At 40.9% G+C, this 26,571-nt stretch carries 17 protein-coding genes; 8 read left to right on the top strand and 9 right to left on the bottom strand.

Annotated elements, in window-relative coordinates; genetic code table 11:
• Nucleotides 1-256: 256 nt before the first annotated feature.
• Together IEE83_RS06670 and IEE83_RS06665 are read right to left on the bottom strand one after the other, a co-directional pair.
• Nucleotides 257-877, bottom strand: coding sequence for a hypothetical protein (locus IEE83_RS06670; RefSeq protein ID WP_194119837.1), 621 nt, complete (start codon nt 875-877; stop codon nt 257-259).
• 54 nt (nt 878-931) lie between these two features.
• The gene (locus IEE83_RS06665) at nt 932-2,596 is read right to left on the bottom strand and encodes a tannase/feruloyl esterase family alpha/beta hydrolase (RefSeq protein ID WP_194119836.1); all 1,665 of its coding nucleotides are present in this window, start codon (nt 2,594-2,596) and stop codon (nt 932-934) included.
• Between the two features lie 205 nt (nt 2,597-2,801).
• Between IEE83_RS06665 and IEE83_RS06660 the strand changes: the two genes are divergently transcribed.
• Nucleotides 2,802-4,148, top strand: a complete 1,347-nt coding sequence (locus IEE83_RS06660) for a peroxiredoxin family protein (RefSeq protein WP_194119835.1) — start codon at nt 2,802-2,804, stop codon at nt 4,146-4,148.
• 38 nt (nt 4,149-4,186) lie between these two features.
• Here the strand turns inward: IEE83_RS06660 and IEE83_RS06655 are convergent, their stop codons facing one another.
• The 4 genes from IEE83_RS06655 to IEE83_RS06640 all read right to left on the bottom strand — a co-directional run bounded on the left by IEE83_RS06655 (nt 4,187) and on the right by IEE83_RS06640 (nt 11,458).
• Nucleotides 4,187-5,578 (bottom strand): OmpA family protein, encoded by a 1,392-nt coding sequence (locus IEE83_RS06655; protein ID WP_228101702.1) that lies wholly within the window; start codon nt 5,576-5,578, stop codon nt 4,187-4,189.
• 199 nt (nt 5,579-5,777) lie between these two features.
• Complete coding sequence (locus IEE83_RS06650) at nt 5,778-6,890, bottom strand: serine hydrolase domain-containing protein (protein WP_194119833.1); 1,113 nt, start codon at nt 6,888-6,890, stop codon at nt 5,778-5,780.
• Nucleotides 6,891-6,937: 47 nt separating this feature from the next.
• Complete coding sequence (locus IEE83_RS06645) at nt 6,938-8,488, bottom strand: M20/M25/M40 family metallo-hydrolase (RefSeq protein ID WP_228101701.1); 1,551 nt, start codon at nt 8,486-8,488, stop codon at nt 6,938-6,940.
• A 21-nt stretch (nt 8,489-8,509) separates the two neighbouring features.
• Entirely contained in the window at nt 8,510-11,458 is a 2,949-nt protein-coding gene (locus tag IEE83_RS06640) for an amidohydrolase family protein (protein WP_228101700.1), read from the bottom strand.
• Between the two features lie 441 nt (nt 11,459-11,899).
• On the opposite strand from IEE83_RS06640, the gene IEE83_RS06635 reads away from it, so the two are divergent.
• Entirely contained in the window at nt 11,900-12,958 is a 1,059-nt protein-coding gene (locus IEE83_RS06635) for a tyrosine-protein phosphatase (RefSeq protein ID WP_194119830.1), read from the top strand.
• 18 nt (nt 12,959-12,976) lie between these two features.
• On the opposite strand, the gene IEE83_RS06630 is transcribed toward IEE83_RS06635, so the two are convergent.
• Nucleotides 12,977-14,092, bottom strand: a complete 1,116-nt coding sequence (locus tag IEE83_RS06630) for a BamA/TamA family outer membrane protein (RefSeq protein WP_228101699.1) — start codon at nt 14,090-14,092, stop codon at nt 12,977-12,979.
• A gap of 188 nt (nt 14,093-14,280) precedes the next feature.
• The gene (locus IEE83_RS06625; protein ID WP_194119829.1) at nt 14,281-14,937 is read right to left on the bottom strand and encodes an RNA polymerase sigma factor; all 657 of its coding nucleotides are present in this window, start codon (nt 14,935-14,937) and stop codon (nt 14,281-14,283) included.
• A gap of 339 nt (nt 14,938-15,276) precedes the next feature.
• On the opposite strand from IEE83_RS06625, the gene IEE83_RS06620 reads away from it, so the two are divergent.
• Nucleotides 15,277-16,050: a TspO-related membrane protein gene (locus IEE83_RS06620; RefSeq protein WP_194119828.1), complete on the top strand. Its 774-nt coding sequence runs from the start codon at nt 15,277-15,279 to the stop codon at nt 16,048-16,050.
• 83 nt (nt 16,051-16,133) lie between these two features.
• Here IEE83_RS06620 and IEE83_RS06615 read toward each other — a convergent pair whose 3' ends face one another.
• A complete protein-coding gene (locus tag IEE83_RS06615; RefSeq protein ID WP_194119827.1) occupies nt 16,134-17,639 on the bottom strand; it encodes a porin family protein in 1,506 nt (501 codons plus the stop codon).
• A 560-nt stretch (nt 17,640-18,199) separates the two neighbouring features.
• Between IEE83_RS06615 and IEE83_RS06610 the strand changes: the two genes are divergently transcribed.
• The 5 genes from IEE83_RS06610 (at nt 18,200) to IEE83_RS06590 (ending at nt 26,570) form a co-directional block, all read left to right on the top strand.
• Nucleotides 18,200-19,912 carry a sodium:solute symporter family protein gene (locus IEE83_RS06610; protein ID WP_194119826.1) on the top strand — a complete coding sequence of 571 codons (1,713 nt, stop codon included), beginning with the start codon at nt 18,200-18,202 and terminating at the stop codon, nt 19,910-19,912.
• A gap of 172 nt (nt 19,913-20,084) precedes the next feature.
• On the top strand, nt 20,085-20,738 hold the full coding sequence (locus IEE83_RS06605) for a TetR/AcrR family transcriptional regulator (protein WP_194119825.1): 654 nt from the start codon (nt 20,085-20,087) through the stop codon (nt 20,736-20,738).
• Nucleotides 20,739-20,809: 71 nt separating this feature from the next.
• Nucleotides 20,810-22,180 carry a TolC family protein gene (locus tag IEE83_RS06600; protein ID WP_194119824.1) on the top strand — a complete coding sequence of 457 codons (1,371 nt, stop codon included), beginning with the start codon at nt 20,810-20,812 and terminating at the stop codon, nt 22,178-22,180.
• Between the two features lie 22 nt (nt 22,181-22,202).
• Complete coding sequence (locus tag IEE83_RS06595) at nt 22,203-23,348, top strand: efflux RND transporter periplasmic adaptor subunit (protein ID WP_194119823.1); 1,146 nt, start codon at nt 22,203-22,205, stop codon at nt 23,346-23,348.
• 66 nt (nt 23,349-23,414) lie between these two features.
• Complete coding sequence (locus IEE83_RS06590) at nt 23,415-26,570, top strand: efflux RND transporter permease subunit (RefSeq protein WP_194119822.1); 3,156 nt, start codon at nt 23,415-23,417, stop codon at nt 26,568-26,570.
• Nucleotide 26,571 lies beyond the last annotated feature (1 nt).

The following is a 26,571-nucleotide window of genomic DNA, read 5'->3' as shown; positions in this document are numbered from 1 at the left end:
AACGACCCATAAAACAAAACTTTTGTCTACACATCGGTCGCAGTTCTTCAAACATAGGCGAACTTTTAATTCCTACTGCATCAACAAAACAATCGGCATTGAGCGGATTTTTGATTTATTTTTGACGCCCACGGTGGTTTTAAAGAGGAACATCAAGAAGTCGCGCTTTACTGTCTCAGCCTACCTTGGGAAAATTTAAATCCTCCAATATCTTGAAAAGCAAAAGCCGGCAAGATAATTTCTTGCCGGCTTTTGTCTATCTGCCATGTCCCCTATGCCCGGGACGGCCAGGCCTGGCTCTTCCCAAACCTAAAATTCCACCTGAATCACTTCTTTGCAATCCATATCGTACGAAAACTCCAAAAAATGTTTTAGAACTTCCGTAGGTCTGGTTACTAAAATCGTAATAACCGGTCGTAAGTCCGATGCCGAAATTTTTCGAAAGCTGAGCAAATAAATTGTAGGAAAGTTCCAGCATCAAACTTCCTTTCGTATCGAAAACACGGCCACCTCCAATGGTCATTTCGTTTGCAAAAATCCCAATGTTACAAACATCCATGGTCACTTTTCCCTCCAAAAATAATGAAGTATCCGGCCGGAAAGAATTTCGGCCGAAGGCAATACCTATGTCAACTACGTTAAATGTTTTTCCAACTTCAATCATTTGCGCAATCCGGTCCCTGGTAATACCGGGGCCTGTATAAATGGCAAACGGCATTAGTCTGGCATAAATCGGAGCCGTTTTGAATTTCAGCCCCATTTTCAAAGAATCTGTGACCGGCGTGGTTGGCGCTGTTTGACAAAATGCCTGAAAAGAAAAAAGAGTAATAACCAGAAGTAATAATTGATTTTTCAACGGTGTGTATAGTCTTCTCATAGACTTATGATTTGTTTATTAAAGATAATTTCATTCATCGGTATTATCACATCCTCACCGCAAATACCTATCTGCCGGAGCCAAAATATGTGAATTTTTGTTTTCGCCAGCTTCAAAACTTGATGGAGCATTTACATCTCCACTGATATATTTTGGAAATTGGGGATAGGGAAAAACCGGGCGCTCAAAACGAATTCCGCTTTTTGAATCTCCGCCTTTGAAGGCAGCAGCAATTATCTTTTCCGGCGCTTTTCCTTTTTCAACCCAATTAATTAAGGCAGTCATCACATCATGTTCACTATCCTGGGGCACTGAAAAAGTAAGATGCTGACCACAATCATTTAAACCCGGTCCGCCTCCACAATGCGCCATGCCAGGCAAGAGAAAAAAGCGGAAAAAATTCTGTGTCTGTTTTAAACCTCCCTGCTTCTTTACCACACGATCATAATAATAAGCTGCGTCCTGATATGGTACAAGCGGATCAGCAGTGCCGGCATACATCAGTATTTTTCCTCCACGTTTTTTCAGCGGCGCTAAATCAGGATTATTTGCATTTAAAATCGGTGCAAGAATTGAATCCATTTTCTGCTGATCAGTATCAAAATTGAAGCTGCTGTAATCAAACTGAGGGCCTGAAACCCATTTATATTGATAAAAAAGGGAAGATGGCGCCTGATTCGGATTTTGTTGATAATCCAGTCCGAGTGCGGAATTCTCGGATCCCATCGGTAAAGGCGTGTAAATCCTCTCACCAGTCCGCGGATTTTTCGGCCCGGTATAGATTTGCGAAATGGCTGTAAACTGCGCTTTCGTAAGACAGGTTTTTTCATCTTTTCCGTCAGCACAAACCGGCAGCGTTTTCGGATCAAAATCACAAGCGCCCGGATCTGTCAGAAAATTATCTCCCGGAGCTCCTCCATCCTTTCCGCCACATGCTTTCAGCACCGCGTTTGAGATTAAATCAACTTTTTCCTTTGGAAGAAAACTACCTGGAATCTGATTGGTTACCTTGAAATTCCAGACAAAACCAGTATGCAAATGAGTCCTGTTATTGGCTGGTGCACCGGCCAAAATTCCGTCGTAATCTTCCGGATATCGCTGCGCTTCCATCAGCGCTTGCTGCCCGCCAGTGGAACAGCCAGCAAAATAGGAATGGTGAATAGTTTTTTTGTAGTATGCCTTTGTAATTGCTTTTCCCGTAACCGTCATTTCATGCGTAGCCCGGTGACCAAAATCAGCCCAACGTTCAGGATGCCCTACGATTTCATTTGCACCCGGCGAAGTTCCCATATCGGTATTTGCCGTAGCAAAACCACGTTTCAAACCATTGGCAAGCACACCATAACCGATAGCTCCTGCACCTCCCCCATTGCCAGTTCCCAGAAATCTTCCGTTCCATCCTTTTTCGGGCAGCCACACTTCAATCCGGATATTTGAATCCGATACAGGTTTTAAAGTGGCAGCGATTCTGCAAAATGCAGGCAGATCCGCAATCGGAGAAGTCGCTCCATTTGGTGTAAAACTTCCTTTTGCAACGCATTCCACCGTTGTGAGAATCGCATTTGGAAATATTTGTTTTGCAAGATCCTGACAGTGGCAATCTTTATTTTGGGAGACCGTAGAAGATATTTGCTGTGCATATATTTTTAGAGAATAAAAGATCGAAAATGAATAAACAGCAAAAAATATTAAGCAGCGAAATCGGTTTAATTTAAACATATGGCGGCGTTTTTTTAGTATCAAAAGCGATTTTCAACTTGGGACTACTATTATTTAAAAAGTAATGGATTAAATTATAATTCTTATTGACCACAACCAGAATTGTGTATATATTATGAGATCCAGTAAATCAGCCAGGTAGATATGTTATTACTAGAAAATTTACATCTCTCTGTTAAGCCACAACCCGACTAACTGACTCATAATGAAATACACAGCTTTATGTATCCTGATCATTTTTGACATTTTGTTTTCCTGCAATCCCAAGTCTGAACTAGCCGGCGCAATTGTAAGTCTGCCGCTTAAAATTGTTGATGGTTTCGGCCCGTTTCAAGCCGATTATGTACTTATTTCACCGGAATATACTGCTGATAATTCAAGAGGATCTGTATGGGTAAAAACTTATCTGCCGGTGACAGGAATTCCATCAAATTGGAAATCCGTTGTAAAATCCATGGTCACTTTTGATTACAGACAGCTGATTTACCAGAATTTTCATGCAGGAAACATTAGTCAACAAGAATACAAGTCTTTTCAAAAATCCTGGGAATGGACTCCCGATGAAAAATATCTTTCTAAAAAACCAATCAAGTGTTTCGTTTATGTTATCAGGGGAATGGATGCAACCGGAAAAATAGCTGTCATGATAGACATCAACAATGATCTTGATTTTAAAGATGAACATCCATTTTATCCTGAATCTGCAAATTTCGGGCATGCCATGCGTAACTATTCTAAGATTACGAAAGTATCCTATGAAATATTCAGCGAAGGAAAAGTGGAGTTAAGACGTTTGCCTATGATTGTAAAACATGTAGCTGATCAACCGTTAAATCGGGATTATTTATACAGCATTCCTCAATATGCTCAAACCATTTTAAGGCATGATGGTCGGGATTATGAGCTTGCTATCAGGAGAGGATTCAGCGCCCCGGATTATGAAAGTCCAGAAATTGTGCTATTAAGTAAATCCGACTCCATTAAAAAATACAATTTTTTCGATGGAATTGGGAAGGGTGAATTGCTTTCTGTTGGCACATCACCGAATCAGGTAACTTACCGTAACAAAGGCGTTGATCCAGATCATAAAACTTTACAGCTGGAAATTGTAGAAGAAGACAAAAAGCTATATTCCACACAGATTGGCTATCAGTTCAAGCCCTTGGAAAGCAAAGAATTTGCAACCGGGAAAATGATTAGAACCTCCGCTTATAAGGGCAAATATATTTTTATTGATTTTTGGGGAACGTGGTGTAAACCCTGCGTGGAAGAGTTACCGGATCTTCAAAAAACATATCAAGCCATCAATAAGAACAAGATAGAATTTATTAGTATTGCCTGCCTGGATTCCCCTGTTAAACTTTCTGGTTTTTTGAAAAAAAATCCGTTACCCTGGACACAAATTCTTTCAGACAGCACAAACAGACTTGTTGAAACTTATGGCGTTCAGGGTTTCCCATTTAATCTGATTATTGGTCCGGATGGTAAAATTGTTGCAAGAAATCTTCACAATAAAGATTTGAAAAAGAAATTGGTGGAGTTGAGTGAATAATAATTTAAGCGGAATGTAGTTTATTATCCATCTTCACATCACTCCACAAAAACAATTTCCACCCTCCGGTTTCTAGTTCTAAGCTCTTGGTCCTGACCCAGATATACACGTTTTGTATCTCCAAAACCCTTTGTCCGGATTCGGGATTGATCAATACCCTTTCTTATCAAATACTGTTTTACAGCTTTAACCCGGTCGAGAGATAATATTAGATTTTTATCCGCCGGGCCGATTTTATCTGTATGACCGCGTAATTCAATTTTAAGATTTGGTTCTGACTTCAAGCGTTCAGCAAGCGAATCAAGTTCTCCAAAAGATGCCGGTAAAATGTTGAATTGTGACTGTTCAAAAAACAGATTATTTAAAACAGCCGGCTTATTGATAACCCGATCTTCAATCTTTTCTGCTATTACTTTTCTTTCTGTTTTTTCCTCAATTTCCACTTTGGGAGTAAGGCCAAAATCAAAAATTCCGCTTAGTGTATCACTCACATATTTCTCTGAAAAATAATCTCCATACCCTGCTGCCCGGATCTGAAAACGGTAAATCTGATTGGGAGAAAGCAAAACGGAAGTTACTCCCGAACTATCCGACATTAGTTCAGAACTCATAACCGCTTTGTCCGTGATTACAACAGGCGTAATAATTTTGGCCAAAGTGGCCTTGTCAAACACGCGAAAGGAAATTTTTACTTTGCCTTGCGACAAAGGTTTTTTCGTCAGATCGATGGCATACGCCCAGATATTGGCAAAAAGAATATCATTTTCATTGTTGATGGATTTTCCGGGAGAAATTCCTCCCAACGAAGTTAAAATATCAACATCACCCAAGATAATATCGCCCGTTACATGATCGTAAACCATGGATGGATTTCCTTGTTCATTTTTTGAAAGGACAACCGGCGCCCCACCTTTCAGCCAACCAATGGCATGTCCGCCTTGTACAAACCTGGATACTTTGCCGAAAGGTCCGTCAAAAATTTTTGTTTTTTCTCCATCCGCCGTCGCGGTACTCATTCTGGATTCACTATCCATTCTTTCATAACCCCAAACGGCCGCATGCGACTCACAAATCACAGCGAGATTTTCCTCTTTTTGCAAAGACCAATCCCTTATTGTCCTCAATTCAGAAATATTTATAACCTCCGGACTTTGCGGATTATAGAACATTCCAACGAAAACGGCACCGCAATTTGCTTTTGAAATTGTAGCCGGTGAAATTGGAATATCTTTGAGCGGAACAAGCTCAACCTGCTTTATTACAATACCTTTATTACCAAAATTATCTGTATTCAGAAGCTTTGCGGCCCCACTTCCTGCCATGTACTGCCCGTCAAAAGTGTAACCATGATCCTGATAGGTTGAACGGGAATCGGGTATGTAACAAACACGAAGCGTCTGAGCCCTGTTGTAATTATTGAGACTTAACAAAAAAATAAAAAGCTGTAAACAGCAAAACCTGCTCAAAGTGATGAGTGCTTTACTTTGGAGATTTATATTGATTTGTTTAACCACGAGAGAAATATTCAGAGGGTTTGCCCGGCTTTTTATATATGACCGTTCAGATATCCAAATAGTTGCAATCCACTAATTCAATTTTTCTTTTGTGCTGCCGACACGGTGACAGAGCTTACAAAAGTTGTAAAATTCTGTCAACAAGTTTTTGATGATCTTCGGATTCGCTGTTTGATAAAAAGATGAATGTAAGATTTTTGTCCGGTATTCGGAAGATATTATGTTGATTTCCAGGGTGTCCGCCTCCGTGTGTGATGACATTTCCTAACTTTGGAGTTTGAAAAAAGAACCAGCCAAATCCTACATTAACAGGCTTCCCATTTTTGTCATTTACCGGTTTGCCTGCATATAAATACGGTGTCATCGATTCTTTCTGCACTTCATAAGGCAGCAGCGTGCAATTTGTCAAAGCCTGATTCCAGGCAGCAAGATCGCGTGCCGTTGAGACCAACGATCCATCACCATAAAAGTCGCCCAGATAAAACACAAAGTTATATTTGGGTTGCAAATGAGCATATAAAAACCTCTTTTTAGCCGGATCCCAAATGTTTCCTATTGCGAGTTTGTTGTTACGAATCCTTCTTATGTCTGTGACCAGATACGCGTATGTGTCGTTCATTTTGAGCGGCTGAAATATATTCTGCCTCATGAATTGCTCATAACTTTTCCCGGAAAGCCTTTCAATAATTGTAGCAAGAAAATCATAACCGATATCACAGTATTCGAATCTGCTTCCCGGCAAAGATTGAAGTGGCAACTGATTTTTAATCAGATATTGAAGCACATCATTATTGCCATTCGAACGTAACGTATCAAGATTAGGCCTGATATCATTCCAAAAATTTGGAAGACCCGAAGTATGGGTTAGAAGATTACGGATGGTTATATTTCGGTAGGGAAATTCGGGCAAATATTTCACGACCAAACTGTCATACGCAATTATTCCCTTGTTTTTCAAGATCATAATCCCGTAAGCAGTAAACTGTTTGGAGATTGAAGCGAGCTGAAAAGAATTATTAGCGGTTAAGATTTTATGTTTTTCAACATCGGCATATCCATAACTTTTTTCAAAAAAACGCTGACCATTTTTTACAATTAAAATATTAGCGCTCAAAGGAATCTGATGGTTAGCACTATCCAGGACAAACCTGATACTGTCTGCATTTTGTCCTGAACAAAAATCTATATTTAAAACAGCAAGTAAGAAAATGATAAATCTATATTTCATTTACGCAAGTTAAGATAAATCTTTACCTCTGTTTAATTCCGTAACAATCAGATCGGTGTGGTTAAAATTGAAAGGCACGTTTTAATTCCCATTCTCAAATTACCAATCCGCAGATTTTCATTGGGACTGTGCTGATTGTTATCCATATTGACCATCGGCACGATAACCGCCGGAACGCCCAGGGTTTGAATAAAAGGAACCACAGGAACAGAACCGCCCATAATCCGGATAATAACCGGCTGTTCTTTGAAATTTTCAGTTACTGTTTTTCTTAGCCAGTCACCAATCGGAGAATTTACCTCAGTGCGAAAAGCCGGACTTCCTGCACCTCCGCTATTCATGAAAACCAGCTTTTTGTGCGCCATGCGTTCTAGTTTGGTTGGCACATGATCAAGAACCGTATAACCTAATTTTTCAATGTGTTTTTTAACCAGCAAATTCATCCTTGCACCTTCCGTTTCCGGTACAAGACGGATTCCAAATTCGGCCAGGGCCTCTTCCGGAATAATTGTTCCTCCGCCTTTTCCCGTCACAGCCGCTTTTAATCCTCTGACATTCAAAGAAGGATACTGCATGGATTCCTGGTAATTTTTTCCCACTTTTTCCGCCTCTGCGATTTGCAAACGATCGTTGATTGCCGTCAGATTATCCGGAACTGCCGCCATTATTTTTACAGCTTCGGCATCAAACTTAATTCCGTCATAAAATCCGTCGATCAAAACCCGTCCGTCGTCATCTTTCATTGTTGAAATGATTTTGGCGAGACTAAATGTCGGATCCGGAGAATAATTTCCAAAATGCCCACTATGCTGCTGGGTAATTGCGCCATAAGTAGTGAGCGAAAAACTCGTCCCTCCGCGGCAGCCAAAAGTCAGTGTCGGCCGGTTTGTTGCATGCATCGGGCCATCCATTACGATCAGGTAATCGGCCATTAACTGGTTTTTATATTGAGCCAATGCATCTTTTAATCCCGGCGATCCTTTTTCTTCTTCACAATCCAAAACGACTTTTACATTAAAAGGAGGCTGCTGGTTTTGCGCGGCCAGAATATCCAATGCCTGCAAAAGCATCACAATCGGGCCTTTATCATCAGAAGTCGAACGGGCAAAAATCCGCCACTCATCGTTGATTTTATCACTTTTTAACAAATCCCAGTCAATTTCCTTGAAGGTTCGGTCGGCACTTTGTTCCTTCAAAACCGTCGTATAAGGATCTTTCTGAAACCACTCGCTCGGACGAACAGCTTGTCCGTCCAAATGGAAATAAAACAAAACGGTTTTGGTATTTTTGGGATAGGTTTTTTCTGCTGAAAAAAGCGGAAGTTTTCCCGTTTTCAGGATTGCCGTTTTAAAACCACGTTTGGCGAAAGCTTCTTGTGACCATATCAGATTTTTGTCAATATCTTCGGCAACAAGTGCATCATTGGGGATTGCGACGTATTCTTTGAGTTCTTCCAAAGCTGGAAACATCCGTTTTGAAATTAAAACATCACTTTTTTCTGCCGGAATTTTCTGGCCAAATAAATGACTGCTGCTCGCAACAGATACCGCGAACAGTATTGCCAAAGCAGTTTTCGCTGATTTGTTAATTGATTTCAAAACCATTGTATTTCAAATAAATTAAGGCTGTTTTAAAAGATCTTCAAGCGAGAAAAGGATTCCGTTTTTCATAACTTGTTTCACATTCCAGGCATCTTCAATTTTTACAAGCGGATCTCCGTCAACAATGACAAGATCCGCCAGTTTTCCTTTTTCAATTGTGCCAAGATCTTTGCTCACTCCCACTGCCTCAGCAGACCATAATGTAGCGGAACGAAGTGTTTCGAAAGGAGAAATTCCGCCATCAACCCAGCATTGCAACTCAGAATGAAGACTCATCGCATAAGGGACAAACGGGCTGTCGGTACCCGCAGTCACTCTTGCACCGCTGGCGATCAGGCTTTTAACCGTTTTTTGAATCGTACCAAAATTAGACAGATATCCGGGAATCATTTTTTCAATTTGTGAAGCTGCATCTTTCAGTCCTTTTCTGAATTCCTCTGAATAAAAAACCTTGAACTGCTTATTTTCATAATAATCAGGATTTTTTGCCGCCATGGCGTAAAAACCGCCTTGCAGGGATGCAGTCGGTGTGATATTCATTTGAGATTTTACCAGCAGCTCTGTTACGTCCTGATAAGTAAAATTCATTTGAGAAATTTTCGGTGAATATCCCCGGCGGCTCGTACCACCAATATGTTCAACCGCATCCACGCCGTAACGCATCGCCGGAAAAATTTCGTGAGATGACACCGGAATACCAATCTGATGTGCATAATTGGTAATCCGCTGCTGTAAAATATCCGGCATCCGGACATACGTTTTGATCATGTCATAGCCAAGTTGGGAGGCGCGTTCCAGTTCCAGATCAAGCTGTGCAGTAGAATGTACGCTATTTGCCAATCCATAATAAATCCGGCTGCCGTCCGTCAAACCGCCGGTAAAAAATTCACGTGGTCCTGTAAGCGTTCCGCTATCCCAGGATTCCTTTCTTTCCAAAGCGTCATATGGATCCGCACCGGTTTCTCTCAAAGAAGTGATACCATACGCAAGCCATAAACGTCCCAGTTTTGCCCCAGCCATTGCGTGCTGATGTGTATGCATTTCAAACAACCCGGGAATGATCGTTTTGTCAGATGCATCTACCAGTTTTCCCGCTCGTCCTGCTTTATGCGGGAGGATATCTTTGATCCGGTTTCCTTCAATGATAATATCGACATTTTTAACATATTCTTTATTTCTGCCGTCAAAAATTTTTCCGGCGTGGATTACGATCGTTTCTTTGGGCTGCTTGTAATCCCATTTAAAATTCATCGGAATGGACTCAACTTTTCCGTCCGCAATACGGATTTGTTTAATAGTGTCCGTCGCCATGTATACCAGCGTTTTGGAATCTGCCGTCCAGCTTGGCACTTCTGATAATTCATGAGTCAGCCCTCTCGGAGGCCCAACAATTGTACCCGAAGGATCCACAGCAATTATCCATAATAAACCATCCTGCACATAGGCAATCGTCTTTCCATCAGGCGACCAGGCCGGTCCGTTTTTAGCACGCGTTCCCAGAGAACGCTCAGAAACGGGCGATACAAAACGGTCCGGTTTTTTATCAAGCGATACAAGCAAAATCTTGTTAATTCCTTCACGGTAACGCGTCGAATAAACTTCCAGTCCTGAAAGCGCAATCGTTTTTCCGTCTGCCGACCAGCTTGGCTGACTTGGTACAAAAAGTGATTCATGGATTTTTTCGATCTTTCCTGATTTTACCTCGATGGTTTGAAGTGTTCCTCTGCCCCAGGAATTCTTTGAATCTGCCTGATAGAAAGCAATTTTGGTCCCATCAGGAGAGAAAACCGGATAATTGATATCATATTCGGTTTTGGCAAGCTGCGTTTGCTTTCCTGTTTTCACATCATGCAGCCAAAGGTTCATTACGCCTGAGCGGTCGGTAAGAAACGCTATGGTATTTCCATCCGGTGAAAAGGTAGGATCAGCATCCAGAAAAGCATCTTTGGTCAACTGCTTTGGAATTGTAGTTCCCTTATGCAAAATCCAGAGATCGCCCAAAGCAGAAAAAACAAAACTTTTCCCGTCAGGTGAAACATTCAGTCCTTTTATGCCTTTTACTGTTTTGGGCTTACCACTATTGAAATCGTATGTTTTTCTGGTGTATGATGCTTTGGTGACAGTGGCAACTGCTTTGAAAGCAATAGTACTTGCCGTTTTTTCACCCACTTTGGCGCGTTTGATTTTTCCGTCTGCACTATATAAATATTCTTGTGGGGAAATCCAGCTGGCCCGGAATGGGAAAACATCTTCACACGGAAGTGTCAAAGCAGTTGCATGCCCCGTTGAAATTTCAACATCTTCCAGATTACTATAAGCACCGGTAAAGGTGTTGAAAAAAATATGTGTTCCGGCAGGGTTAAAAGATGGCGCAGCAAGTTTTGCAGTATTTTTCACGACCAGTTTCTGAGAGCCGTCAGTATTTAAAAGATAAATTCCCGGTCCGGAGGTACGTTCTGATACAAAGGCAATTTTACCGCCATCAGCCGCATAAGCAGGGAAATAATCATTCGCAGGATCGTTGGTTAACTGAGTCAAAGTGCTTGTAGAAAGATCCATTTTCCAGATGTCATAATTCCCACCACGATCCGATGAAAAAACAAGAAACTTACCATCAGGCGACCATTCCGGTTCCCGTTCATCAAAAACGCCGAACGTTAGTTGCGTCAGCCCGGAACCGTCTTTGTTGACTGCCCAAATATGATAATATCCATCACGAAATGACTGAAAAGCGATCCGGTTTCCATCAGGTGACCAGCGCGGCTGACGGTCGTCACCCATACCATCCGTTAATGCCTTAGCGTCGCCACCTGCTATTGGTATGCTCCAGATTGTTCCCTGGATATCGACTGCAATAAGTTTTTTGTCCGGAGATAAATCAGTGGCCATGTTGGTACCTTCTGTCAATGTTACTTTGACAGAATCTGCGGCAACATCGGCCATCGCCTGATGAGCTGAAAATATCAATGATGCCGATATAGTACTAATAATCAGAAAATGATTTACGAATTTTTTGTTTGAAAATGACTTAGAGAATTTTCCGCCGTTGATCATTTTAGATAAAATTATTGAAGTGTTCCTATAATGTTATTGCCCCGCCATTCCGGCATAAGAATGATTCGGTTTTTCAGGGCAGCCAAAGAATATGGATTCTCTTAACTCCGAATATCACATTTTATAAATAACAGAATTTAATTTCAAAAATGAATCATAACTCAGAATTTGATATAGATTATGTTCCTATAATCCAATTAATAATCCTAAATTCCGGGCAGACGACAAATAATTTATAAGCACAGAATTTCACGGAACAAAAAGAAACGTTTGTACCCGGCGATGACATAGTTCGTATCAGGGAATTATTTCGGGTAAAAAAAGCTTCCTTTATAATCAACCGCTAATTCCAGGATGAAGAATCTGTTTCTTTTATTTTATTTTTCACTGCTGTTTTCCTCTTGCAGTGTAAAGCTGCCAAAGTCCTACTCTGAAAAATCGCTTAAAGAGGAGAATTACCTTGAAAATTACCGAAACAATTACACGCTTCATTTTAATAAAAGCACAGTCTCAGAAATTAATCTTCAAAATACGCCTAACCTTTTTAAGTGGAATAAGACGGACGATCCGGTTTTGCTGAAGGACTATAAGACAAGGCCTTATTTCAATTTAATTTCCAAAAGTGATACGATTACCGTTTCCAACCGGCACATTGATTTTAAAAATGTGATCAATTTCAGAGATATTGGAGGCATTAAAACAATGGAAGGAAAAACGGTTCGGTGGGGTAAAATATTCCGTTCCGATAATCTGGCCGGATTGAAAAAAAGTGAATTCCGTAAGTTTAATGATCTGCATATTCAGACAGTTTACGACTTGCGAACTGCGAATGAAATAAAAGGAAAGGAAGATAAGCTTCCGGAAAATGTCAATTATGTACATTTTTCAACGGTGAAGGATAATGGCGATTTACTGGCCCAATTGAAAAACAAGGTTATAAATGGCGAAATTTCCGAAGAGAAATCAATCGAACTAACGCTGGAACTCTATACAGGATGCGTGTCTGAAAATCTGCCGACTGTACGAACACTTCTGCAAAAGGTCCTGGCTTCGGATGAACCGGTTTTATACCATTGCTCAGCCGGAAAAGATCGAACAGGCATGACCACTGCGCTAATTCTTTCGATTCTTAAAGTGGATAGAAAAACGATTATGGATGAATATCTTCTTTCCAATTATTACCGGAAAGACAAGATCGAAAAAATGCTGGGTAAGGTGAAACTGGCAAAAGTGGTCAAGCGTCATATCAATACAAAAGTGATCGAAAACTTTATGAAAGTGGATGAACGCTATCTGAACGCAACTTTTGAGGTAATTGATAAAAAATACGGAGGCATGGACAAATTCATCAAAAATGAACTGCAAATTGATGACAAATCAAGAAATGAGCTGATCAGGAAATTAACCTATTAGGCAATTGCTTGTTATGTGCTAAAATGCCTCTCCTGTAAAAAGGTAAAATCCGGGACCTTCTTTTGTAAAACCTACGTCAAGTCTCAGGAAAATATCCTTCTTGGGAAATAATAAATACCGCAATCCTACACCTCCCGAAGGCCGGATGTGTTTCCAGCTGAATTCACTAACCTGTGGAGCAACGACGGCGGCGGCGGCAAAAACGGTTCCTCCTATCCGCTTACTGAATTTGAAAGGAAGCCAGCGATGTTCGGTTTGAAAAGCCAGCATATTTTTGTCACGATAACGGCCGGTATAGAATCCGCGCATGATCATTTCTCCGCCCATCAAAGCAAGCTGGTTAAAAGGAATATCGCCCGTCATGAAATTGCCATATACCTGCCAGGCCAAAACATTCCGTTCATTGGTTTTGTGAGACGAACGGACATCGACATTAAATCCGTAAAAATTATAATCGCTGGCAAGTCGCTGGTTATATTTCAAAAAGGAGACTTCGCCGAAAAAGCCTTTTCTGACATTGAGCACGTTATGCCTGTTATCAAAAACAAGCGCTGCTCCCAAACCAAGATTTCGGGTTCCGTGACTTCCCAAAGGTGGTTCGTAAACGTCATGTCCATCAGGTTGATTAAATTTCGTATTGTATAATTGCTGATAATCAACTTCCGGCCCAAGGAAAAGATTTGGAATTATCTTTCTTAACACGCGCTGTTTTAGCAAAATATAATTCGCATCAATAAGCGCCGGCTCCTTTCCATTTGTCTCAGGCCCTATACCGTAATACAAAAGCGGGAACCGCTGAAAACGTGTTCTTCCTAAAATAAACCATTTGTCTTTATCTCCATAAATGGCGTTGTCGAGCCAGATGCCATATTGTGCTTCAAGCGTCACAAACGTAAAAGCCTGAATTTCGCTCAGACGGTTTAGAGAATCCTGTTTGGCCTGAAATAAAAAAAGGGAAGAAAATCCAAATTCGAAACTGGTTTCCGGCGCATATGCCAGCGTGGGATAAATCCGGAAACTGGATTTTCCGGGCGATGTGGTATCTGAAACGGATTTCTGTATAAAGCGTTTTATAAATCCCGGCTTCTTTTGCGCAAAAACCTCTTCAACGGGAATACAGGTAAATAAAAACAAGCAAATATATCTTAGCTTCAAGAGGCCTTTATTTTTAGTTTGAGTAGATTCTATTCTTACTAAAAAATTAAGCCATTACTTTATATGAGGTTGATCACATAAAAATCTGTGCGGGAAAAAGACCTGCAAAAATCAGATTTCTTTTTTTATAAATCTGCAATTCATTGAACAAAAGACAATAATTGTATTTAGCCAGCTGCCTGAATCACCTCAGAATATCTATCCTGCGCTATTCGGGCAGACCAGTCAACCGGGAAAAGATGAGGATAATTTTTTTTGATCAATTGCTGCAACTGCACACGTGCGCGTACGTAATGTGACCTTACTGTGGCCTCATTCATTTCCATCAAATCTGCAATTTCCCTGTGGTTGTAGCCGTCGACAACATACAAAAGAAATACATTCTTATATTTTGGTTTGATCTGCTGAATCAACAAAAGGATTTCTTCGGCCGTGATCTGGCTAACGATATCTTCTTCAAATCCGAGATACGGGGCGTCTTCATATGAAGCGCGGTTTTCATTATGTTTTTTGTGCTTACGGTAATAGCTGATCGCAGTATTAATCATGATTGTCCTGATCCAAACCTTGAATGGATAGGTTGAATCGTATTCTTTCAAATGCGTAAAAACCTTCAAAAATCCTTCATTCAAAACCTCATCCACTTCTTCTGCACAGGATGTGTAACGCAGACAAATACTTTTTGCATAACCAAAATACTGTTTGTATAAAAGCCGCTGCGCCTGATTGTTTTGAACCAGACAGCCGGCAATGATGGATTCAAAATTTTGCTCTTCGCTGTTTGAGCTGCTTTTATGATTGTTTCTAAAATTGATAATATTCATTGTTCACAAATTTAGGACCACGCTTACCGTATCGTTTTAGGAAAAATTTAATCATAAAAGAGTTTATAATTTACAGGAGCATTAAGTCTGGTATTTCTATGCTACAAAGGGAATCATTAGCGCCATTAAAAGAAAACCGCTCAGACCAAGAGAAAGAAAAACCGGATAAAGAGCCATTTTTCACCCCCGAATTCCTGATCAATTTTATTGTAAAAAAGGGGCACGGTACAATTTTAATATGGAGAATGTATCCGTTTTTGGCATATCATTTATTTATGCGTAGCATTACAAAATTGTTTACCAGGCACCTTTTCCCGCATTTAATTTCAAAAACCAGATATGAAAAAGACCCTGCAACTATCCAATATTATCGCGCTTGTTGTTACAATAATTATGAATTACCTGTCAAATACAGGCGTTTTCAATCAAAGTACAATGGCCACCGTTTCGGCTAAATACCAGAATTTATTTACACCGGCCGGTTATGCATTTTCGATCTGGGGATTGATTTATATTGGCTTGATTGCTTTTGCGATTTACCAGAGTCAGGGGCTTTTTAATAATAAAGAAACTCCTGCCGTGGTTGAAAAAATCGGATGGATGTTTGTGATTTCCTGTATCGCAAATTGTCTGTGGATTCTGGCGTGGCTTTATGATTACACAGGGGCGTCCGTAATCATCATGACCGTTCTTTTATTATCACTTTGCAGCATCATCATCCGCACGCGAATGGAATTTGACCTGATTACTTTCAAACGGGTAGCTCTCGAATGGTGGCCATTTGCGATCTATTTTGGCTGGATTACCGTTGCCATTATAGCTAATGTTGCTGCCTATCTTACCAAAATTCAATGGGATGGATTTGGAATTTCCGCAGAAAACTGGACGATCACTATGATTTTGGCGGCGATGCTCATCAATTTATTTGTAACCTGGAACAGAAATCTTCGCGAATCGGCATCTGTTGGAGTCTGGGCGCTTATAGCAGTGGCGGTTGCAAATTGGGAGGTTAACAAAACCGTTGCTTATACCGCTATCGCTGCTTCCGTTGTAATTTTTATCAGCTGCGGAGCTCAGAGTTATAAAAATAAGGGAAAGGCATTTATTATATAACTGGATCTGTTATCAATAAAAAATGCCTGAATAATAATCGATAATGATCTTAATTCAGGCATTTTTTATTGTTTTGATTTAGATTAAAGCTTCAAACCAATCGTAGCGCGAAGCACATTATTTTTATTGTTGCTGTCTTTGAACAAAGTGCTCATCCCCCACTCATGTGAAATATCCAAAGTGATCAGACCGAATTCCAGTCCTATACCTGCATTTAAACCATAAGAAAAATCTTCGATGTTATCTCTGTCAAATTGTCTTTGATCGCTCTTGTCAACGGCAAGTACATAAGTTCCTGTCGCCCCGGCTTTAACATTCATTTTAAAGAATCCTTTATTGGCCTTAGTTAAATAAAGTCCAAGCAGCAAAGGAACTTTCAGTGATTGAATTCTTGGTCCGGAAAGCAAAGGAGCATTGGATAAGCTATCCTCCGAACTGATGCGCATCGATGAGCTGAAATAATGTACTCCCGGCTGGATAAAAAATCTTTTTTCATGAATCCTGAAATCAAGACCAGCATTCCAACCGATACGTCCATCTGCTTTTCCATCACTGAAATCAGCCTTGAAACTCGATGCGTGAACGCCGACAACCGGTATTACCCATAAGCCAGAATTTCTTGGCGTTCTTTTTCCAAAACGTTCTTTGAAAGTCAATTTGTTATTTTGAGAAGGTAATTGCTGAGTCTCATTTTTAAAATTCTCTTCGCGATTTTCAGTGTAACGACGCTGGTCAGCCCTATTGAGATTATCTGCATTTCTTTGTTTTTTCCATGCTTTATAGTCTTCATATTCGTCTCTTTCCTGCGCACTCATTTGTGCCATTTCAGGACGCGGACCATTTACTGCTGCTTTTGGACGCTCGTAATCCGAAGGAATGATAATGTTGTTAATAATGATCGACGGCTGGCCGTTCTGCTGCGGGTAATTTTTATAAGTCGCCTCAACTACTTTCTGAGCAATTCCCTGCGCATTCTGTGCCGTCCGAAGCGAATCGATATTAATATTTTGTGTGATAACCTGAGGCGAGGGCATTCCTGAATTTCCCATTACCTGCTGGTTAGAAGGTACTGGTGATTGTAAGGCGCCATTTGCAACAGGTTGTGGGTCGATGCGCTGAGTAGTCGCAGGTTGGATGCTTGTCGTTGCAACAGAAGTTTGCACTCCAAGTTTTGCTTCATCTTCTGCAATTTTACTTTGAAGTGAAGCAATATCTTTGGTCAGTTTTTGTTGATCATCAGCTGCGTTTCTTGCTTTTTTTGCGCTTCTTTCAGCCCGGCGTGCCGCCTTGCTCGCATCACTTGCCAGTTTTTTATTTTGCGGATCTTTTCCCAATCGTGCTGCCAGTGCTTTATTTTCATCCGCCGCTTTCTGAGCATCAGCCGCCGTTTTTTCAACTTCCTGTGTTTTCTGAATCAGGTCATTTTGGCTTTTTGCCAAATCCGTTTTCCGATCATTGATACTTTTGCTGATTTCAATGTTTTTCTTTTCGTCCTTCAAGGATTGAAGCGAATCCTTGTTTACTTCCTGTGCGTAGGTATTGATGGACAAACTAAATATTGTAATAATGATAATCGATAAATTTTTCATTTTTAGTTGTTTGATTTGCCATTAAGACGCAACAACTATACCCAGGTAACCAATTGAAACAAGCAGGGTAAAACTGTTAATATATCAAGAAGCTTCACTTGACATCTTTTCCATCAGTAAAAAAAAGACCTTCATGAGCGCGTTAAACAATGTTTTTAGAGCATTTGAGGCGAAAAAAGTACAGATGACCAGGAAAAACAACGATTCAGTTTTTAATGCCCAACCTTTTCTACAATCAAAATATTTATTGAAATAGCGAAGTGTAATGCGCGACCATCTGCTTTCAGCATTATTCTTACAAGTTGTTAACAAATGCAAATGAACCCGGCCGACGGGATTTATATGCTAAAACAAACCAAAAACCGTTCTATTTTTGCAAAACAGTAAATACTGCTGTAAATAAAACCCTGAACCTTTATAATGGATAAAAAAGTAAGCACCGACCAGGACCGCGATGGACTACCGCCATTCGTAAGTTCGTGGCCACAGCTCTACAAGCTGCTGATTGCAACATTAGTAGTTTTAATTGCTCTCTTTTATCTGTTTATGACCCACTTCGAATGAGCTACCTTGACTGGATTGTACTTTCTTTAACACTTACGTTTATTGTTGCCTACGGTATTTACAAAAGCCGTGAAAATAATAGTATTGATTCTTATCTTCTTGCTGATCAATCACTTCCGTGGTATCATGTAACCTTGTCACTGATGGCTACACAGGCCAGTGCTATTACATTTCTTTCTGCCCCCGGGCAGGCCTATACGGATGGGATGCGGTTTGTGCAGTTTTATTTCGGTCTGCCGCTGGCGATGGTTGTGCTCTGCATTACGTTTGTTCCCAAATTTGGAAAACTGAAAATATTTACGGCCTACGAGTTTCTTGAAGGCCGTTTCGATCTGAGAACACGTACTTTAACATCTTTTCTTTTCCTTTTACAAAGGGGACTTTCAACCGGACTTTCCATTTATGCGCCGTCGTTGATTCTGTCTTCTATTTTAGGCTGGGATATTACGCTGACAAACATAATATCTGGTGGAATTGTTATGCTTTACACCGTTTCAGGTGGCGCACAGGCCGTTTCCCACACACATTTACAGCAAATGGGTATCGTAACAGTCGGTATGGTCATTGCCGGTTTTATGGTTGTCAAACTTTTACCGGATAATGTTTCCTTCTCGGACGCGCTGCATGTGGCAGGAAAAATGGGAAAAACCAACCTGATCGATTTTAGTTTTGATTTGAATAACCGATATAACGTTTGGTCGGGATTAATTGGCGGTTTCTTTTTGCAGCTTTCCTATTTTGGAACCGATCAATCGCAGGTTGGAAGATATCTTACCGGAAGCTCGCAGGGTCAAAGCAAACTTGGTCTGGCGATGAACGGACTTTTAAAAATTCCCATGCAGTTTTTGATCCTTCTTGTGGGAGTGCTGGTTTTTGCATTTTATCAGTTTACAAATCCGCCTCTGTTTTTTAATCAGGTGGAAGTTGATAAGATCCGGAAAACCGAATTTGCCCGGGATTTTAAAGTACTGGAAGATCAGCATACTTTAATTCAAAAAGAAAAAAGACCGCATGTCATTGCGCTCACCGATGCACTTAATAAGAAAGATGAATCGGCGGTTGACAAAGCACGTACCGTTTTAGCAGCCGATGAAAACAAAGTCAAGGAGGTACGAGGCAAAGCACAAACACTTTTATCCAAAGCCAACGGTGGAGAAGTGAATGATGTCAATTATATTTTTCTTCGTTTTGTGATTGATTATCTGCCGGTCGGGATGCTGGGACTTTTGATTGCAGTCATTCTTTTGGCCTCGATGGGTTCGGTTGCTGCGGCTTATAATTCACTGGCTTCCTGCACGGTTATGGATATTTACAAACGGATGTATCATAAGGACAATGAAAACATAGATTATGTAAAAGCTTCCCGCTGGGCTACTTTTTTCTGGGGGATTTTTTGCATTGTTGTTGCCCAATATGCAAGCCGGCTTGGCAGTATGATTGAAGCTGTCAACGTTTTAGGTTCATTGTTTTACGGAGTAATTTTAGGAATATTCCTTGTTGCCTTTTACTTTAAAAGCATAGGTGGCCGTGCCGTTTTTTACGCATCTGTGCTGGGGGAAATTTTTGTAGTACTTAGTTATTGGAAAGATCTTACCGCATTTTTGTGGCTAAATTTGATTGGATGCGTACTTGTGATCGGTTTTGCCTTTGTCATAGAGAAAATCTGGCCGCAGAAATCTCCTGAAAAAGCGCCAACCTCCACCTTGTAAGCCTAAATTTTCTGGTGCATTTTTTGTACTATTTGTCTTTTACAAATATTAATTTCTATTTATCAAATAAGTGTTTGATTTTTTCAAACAAACGTTTGATTTAATTTTTTATTCGTCTACCTTTGAGCTGTTATCTGGCATTTGAATACTATAAAGTGCCGGTAAAGCCAAGATGAAATACAATCCAAAACAGTTAAAGATTATTGAAGTAGCCGAAAAGCTATTTTCTGAAAAAGGATTCTCAGGAACTTCTATCCGGGATATTTCTCAGGAAGCTGAGGTAAATGTGTCGATGATATCCTATTATTTCGGCTCGAAGGATAAACTCATTGAATCGCTCTTTGCCCTCCGTTCTCACGAGTTCATATCAAAACTTGATGATCTTTTAAGAGACCTGGATCTGTCACCAGTTCAAAAAGTAAACCTGATGATTGATTGGGTTCTAAACCGCTTGATAGAAAAACACTGTTTCCATAACATTGTTTTAAGAGAGCAGCTAGCGGGAGATGCCCGTAGCCCAATCATTGCTGATTTGCTCGATGAAATGAAGGCTAATAACCTTGCTGCCATGAAAAAAATCATTCAGGAAGGACAGCAAACCGGAGAATTTAAAAGTGATGTTGATGTACTGATGCTGTCAACGACACTTTTTGGCACTACTAATCAATCACTTAGCACGCAGCGTTTTTACCGGAAAGTTCACGGTCTTCAAAATTCTACGCAGCAGGAATTGGAAAATCATCTTAGGCAAAATTTAAGTGTTCACCTCAAAAAATTTTTTCGCTTCTCGCTTGTTCAGGAATTAAACCAAACAATTGACGGTTAGAGCTAAAATAGACTAACCCCTGAATGTATTAACACCATTTTTATCATTGTCCAATTAACGTTCTCCTTTTCATGAATTGTTATTATAACGCTAAAACGATAAGGCTTTTAGCACTTAGTATTACACTCATCCTGCTTTCACCCCTTTTTGCAACTGCCCAGTTTAAGGTCACTACTGCATCGGAAGGAACTGAGCAAGGTACAGTTACAAATGGAACGCTGGAAGAAATCATCCAGTATGCTATGAAAAACCAGCCGCTGATCCGTCAATCTGTTATTGATGAGCGCATTACTGAAAATACAGTTAAAACAAAACTGGCAGATTGGTATCCGCAGATCAATTTCAATTACAGTTTGCAGCACAACTTTTTAATTCAGACGAGTATTATCGGAGGAAACCCTGTAAAACTTGGTGTGAATAATACTTCTGCTGCACAATTCACGCTGTCACAGGCGATTTTCAACCGGGACGTGCTTCTTGCAAAAAGAACACGCGGCGATGTGCAGCTTCAGGCGAGCCAGACCACAACCGCAAATAAAGTTGATCTTGCTGTAAATGTTTCCAAAGCATTTTATGATGTGCTGGCTACTTCACAGCAGATTTATGTTTCGCAGGAAGATATTGTTCGTTTGGAAAGAAGCTTGCAGGATGCTCAAAATCAGTACAAATCTGGTGTAACCGATAAGATTGATTACAAAAGAGCCATGATTTCTCTTAACAATACCAAAGCTGCCAAGAAAAGCAACGAGGATATTCTGAAGGGAAAACTTGAATATCTTAAATCACTGATGGGATATCCGATCGAAAAAGAACTGAAAATCAGTTACGATTCTCTTCAAATGGAAAGAGAAATGCTTATTGATACTATTCAGGGACCGGATGTTAATTCCAGAATCGAGTTCCAGCTTTTAACAACCCAGAAAAGACTTCAGGAGGCTAATGTTAGCTATAACAAAATGAGTTTCCTGCCAACGGTTGCGGCCAACGGAGCTTATAACTTAAACTATCAGAACAACAGATTTGGGGATCTTTACATCAATAATTATCCTCAGTCTTTTGCTGCTGTAACCCTGGCTTTACCTCTGTTTCAGGGCGGAAAGAGAAAGTATAATATCAACTCCGCTGAATGGCAGTTGAAAAGAACCAATCTGGACATAACGAACCTGAAAAACAATATAAATTCTGAATATGCCAATGCGCTTGGTTATTACAAGGGAAGCCTTGCTACGCTGCTGGCTCAGAAAGATAATGTTGACCTGGCCAAAGAAGTATATGATGTAATTCAGCTTCAATATAAATCAGGTATCAAAACATATCTGGAAGTAATTACTTCTGAAACAGATCTTCGTCTGGCCAGAATTAATTATTACAACGCACTCTATCAGGTGCTTGCCAACAAGATCGACGTACAAAAAGCCCTAGGCCAGTTAAACAACTATTAATTATTGAAATCCCTTTGATACCATGTTTTTAAATTCATCAAAATATTATACAGCAGCATTATCAGTTTTGGTGATGGTTTCCTGCGCAAAAAAGAACGATCAGGCCGCTCAGCAAGGTCCGCCGCCGGTTAACGTAACACTTGAAGAAGTAAAATCTACGGATGCAGTATATCACGATACATATCCTGCCAGCGTAAATGCTTTAAATGTAGTTGAGCTTCGTCCGCAGGTAACTGGTTTTATTACTGGCATTCATTTCCAGGACGGTGCAAGAGTAAGAAAAGGACAGTTGCTTTATACTGTGGATTCGCAGCTCTATGCCGCCAACTACGATCAGGCAGTTGCGAATTTGAACGTACAAAAAGCAAATACGGTGAAAGCGCAGAAAGATGCCGACCGTTACCACGAGCTTGATAAAAATGACGCGGTTGCAAAACAACTTGTAGACAATGCAGACGCAGCTCTTGAAGTAGCAAAAAAACAAGAAGATGCAGCTCGCGCAAGTATCAAAGCAGCGAACACCAACGTTCGTTATACACAGGTTACGGCACCTTTTGATGGTGTAATCGGCATTTCTCTTGTAAAAGTTGGTGCAGCAGTGAGCGCAGGACAAACCGTTTTGAATACGGTTTCAACGGACGGACAGCTTGCAGTAGATTTCAATGTTGACCAAAAAGAAATCTATCGTTTTACTAATCTTTTGAAAAACTCAAAAGCTTCTGATTCAACTTTTACGATTGCTTTTGGGACAGATATCTATCCGTATCCTGGAAAAATTCTTTTGATCGACCGCGCAGTTGATCCACAAACAGGATCGATCAAAACACGTTTGACTTTTCCAAATAAAGACAATATGCTTCGTGCCGGGATGACCGGAACAGTTAGAGTTTTAAATACTGCTTCAAAAGGAGCCGTACTTATTCCTTATAAAGCAGTTACTGAGCAGCTGGGTGAATTCTTCGTATATGTAGCGGCCGATTCAAATAAAGTTAGTCAGCGTAAACTTCTATTGGGAGAGCCGATTGGTACCAATATTATTGTAAAAGAAGGTCTTAAAGCAGGTGAGAAAATTGCTGTGGAAGGCGTTCAGAATTTACGTGAAGGAGCAACCATTTCTACGGGAACACCGCCGGCGGCCGCAACAGCAGCAGCCCCTGCAAAAAAATAAGATAGATAAACAGGACTTGATATTGATTATGTCAGCCTCCTTCTGACTTCCTTAAATACTAAAAAAATGATTGCAGATATTTTTATAAAAAGGCCTGTTACAGCGATTGTTGCTTCAATCGTGCTTGTACTGGTAGGCCTTATTTCCCTGACGACACTGCCCGTTGCCCAGTATCCGGATGTAACCCCGCCCACAGTGACGATCTCGGGTACCTTTACCGGGGCCGACGCCCAGACGGTCGAGCAGACTACGACGACTGCGATTGAAACGCAGGTGAATGGTACGCCCGGCATGAGCTATATGTCATCCAACAGTACAAGTAGCGGACAAAGCAGCATTAACGTTGTTTTTGATATTGGTACTGATGTTAACATTGCAGCGCTTGACGTGCAGAACCGTGTAAGTGTGGCTGAGCCCGCCCTTCCGGATGTTGTAAAAAGATTAGGTCTTACCGTTCGTAAAAGACAGCCGGCTATTATGGTTGCGGTGGCTTTGTATTCACCAAAAGGAACGCACAGCGCGCAGTTTATTGGTAACTATGCCAACATTTATCTGAAAGACAGAATCCAGCGTGTAAAAGGTGTAGGTGATATTGTTTCCCGTGCGGATGACTTTGGTATGCGTATCTGGCTAAACCCGGAAAAGCTGGCCAGCTTAAATATGACGCCTTCTGATATTACGGCATCTTTGGCAGAAAATAACCTTCAGATTGCAGCCGGTACCGTTGGTTCAACACCTCAGCCAACTGCGCAAGCATTTGAATACAGCGTTCTTACAAACAGCCGTCTGAATACTGAGGAGCAGTTTAACAATATTATTGTACGCTCTTCTCCTTCGGAAGGAAGTGTGGTTTATTTGAAAGATGTTGCCCGCGTAGAGCTTGGTAAATTTGACTATAACGCCAATGCTTTTGTTAATGGAAAACCTGCTGCCTTTGTTTTGATCTATCAGGCGCCGGGTGCAAACGCACTTGATACTTACGATGGTATTATGGCTGCGCTTGCAGAAATGAAAAAAACTTTTCCAAAGGATATCGACTACGTAATTCCTGTTGAAACGGCTTCTGTGGTAAGGGTTTCTATTGAAGAAGTATTACACACGTTTGGTGAAGCAATGCTCCTTGTGGTAATTGTGGTATTCCTTTTCCTTCAGAACTGGCGTGCAACACTTATCCCTATCCTTGCAATTCCTGTATCGTTGATCGGAACATTTATATTCTTTATTCCTTTCGGATTTACAATCAATACGCTGACACTTTTCGCCTTCGTACTTGCAATTGGTATTGTGGTGGATGATGCGATTGTGGTGGTGGAGGCCGTCCAGCATAATATTGACCACGGCCGTATGTCGCCAAAAGATGCGACCAAAAAAGCGATGGATGAAATATCCGGACCCGTTATTGCGATCGCCCTTATTCTTGCAGCGGTATTCGTACCGGTAAGTTTTGTGCCAGGTATTGTAGGACGACTTTATCAGCAGTTTGCGATTACTATTGCGGTTTCAGTACTTCTTTCTGCCTTCGTTGCGCTTTCTTTAACACCAGCGCTTTGTGCGATGATGCTCAAACCAACCAAAGGTGCAAACGAGAAAAAGAACTGGCTTGAAAAGTTCTTTGATAAATTCAACAAATGGTTTGACGGCGTTTCCCGCTCATATACAAGAGGCGTTTCCAAATGGATCAAAGGCACACCTTACGTAATTATCATGATGGTTTGTCTGATCGTTGGTCTTGTGTTTTTGTTCAAAAACAAACCTTCCGGCTTTATTCCGGTGGAAGATGAAGGGCGTCTTTTTGTAACCTATGAAATGCAGGAAGGTGCTTCAACGACCCGTAACATTGCGATGATTAAGGAAGTTATGAGACGTGTGCAGTCTATTCCGGAAATTAAAACCGTCGGTGGTCTTGCAGGTCTTAACGTAATCAGCTTTTCAAATAAGTCTAACGTAGGTACCATGTTTGTTACCTTACAGCCTTGGGCTGACCGGAAAGGTGCTGAGCACCATGTACAGGCTGTGATCAAACAAATACAACAAAAGACTGGTGACATCAAAGAAGCGAGAGTTCTTGCCATTGCTCCTCCCGCGATTCCTGGTCTTGGTCAGACATCCGGTTTTACTTTTGAACTTCAACAGACAACCAGTACGGATGATATCAAGAAATTTGAAGCTGTAACCCAAAAATTCCTTGGTGCTGTAAACCAGCGTCCTGAAATTGGAATGGCCTATACTTTCTTTAATGCAAAAACACCTTCTTACCAGATTGATGTGGATCGTGATAAAACCAAGAAACTGGGAGTTCAGGTAAATGATGTTTTTAACACTTTGTCTACACTTTTAGGTAGTACCTATGTGAACGACTTTAACCTTTACGGACGTAATTTCCGGGTAATGGTACAGGCAGACAGCAGTTTCCGCTCAAATCTGGATCAGCTTAACAAGTTTTATGTGAGAAATTCGCAAGGTAATATGATTCCGTTATCTGCGATCATCACCAGCAAAGTTGTTGAAAACCCGGCGCTTATCTCCCACTATAATATTTACCGGTCAGTTGAAATTAACGGAGTTCCAAAACCAGGTTTCAGTTCTGGCCAGGCTATTCAGGCACTTAAAGAAGTAGCAGCCACGCTTCCTGATGGCTACGGTTATGAATTCTCCGGTATGAGTTCGGAAGAGATAAAAGCGGGTGACGCGACAACAACGATCTTTGCAATTTCGATTGTGTTCGTATTCCTATTCCTTGCTGCGCTTTACGAAAGCTGGTCTATTCCATTCTCAGTACTTTTTGCCGTACCGATTGGAGCTTTGGGATCGATTATTACGCTGACATTGCTTCCGAATCTTACCAATAATATTTATGCGCAGATCGGTCTTATCACACTGATCGGACTTGCAGCCAAGAACGCGATTCTTATCGTGGAATTTGCCAAAGAGCGTGTGGATGGTGGTATGGAACTGGTGAAGGCAACATTGGAAGCTGTTCAGCTTCGTCTTCGTCCGATCATTATGACATCACTTGCCTTTATTCTCGGGGTACTTCCTTTGGCATTCGCAAGTGGAGCTGCCGCTGAATCACGCAAAACCATTGGTTGGACGGTATTTGGAGGGATGCTTGCTGCGACATCGCTGGCGATCTTTGTAGTACCAGTACTTTTTGTAGCGATTGAAAAAATTGCTTACAAACAAAAGAAAAAAAGACAAGATCGTGAATCAAGATTGATCTAAC

This window comes from Dyadobacter subterraneus (genome assembly GCF_015221875.1).
GTDB lineage: Bacteria > Bacteroidota > Bacteroidia > Cytophagales > Spirosomataceae > Dyadobacter > Dyadobacter subterraneus.
The sequence above is the reverse complement of the archived record's forward strand: the minus strand, read 5'-3'. Positions and strand labels throughout refer to the sequence as shown.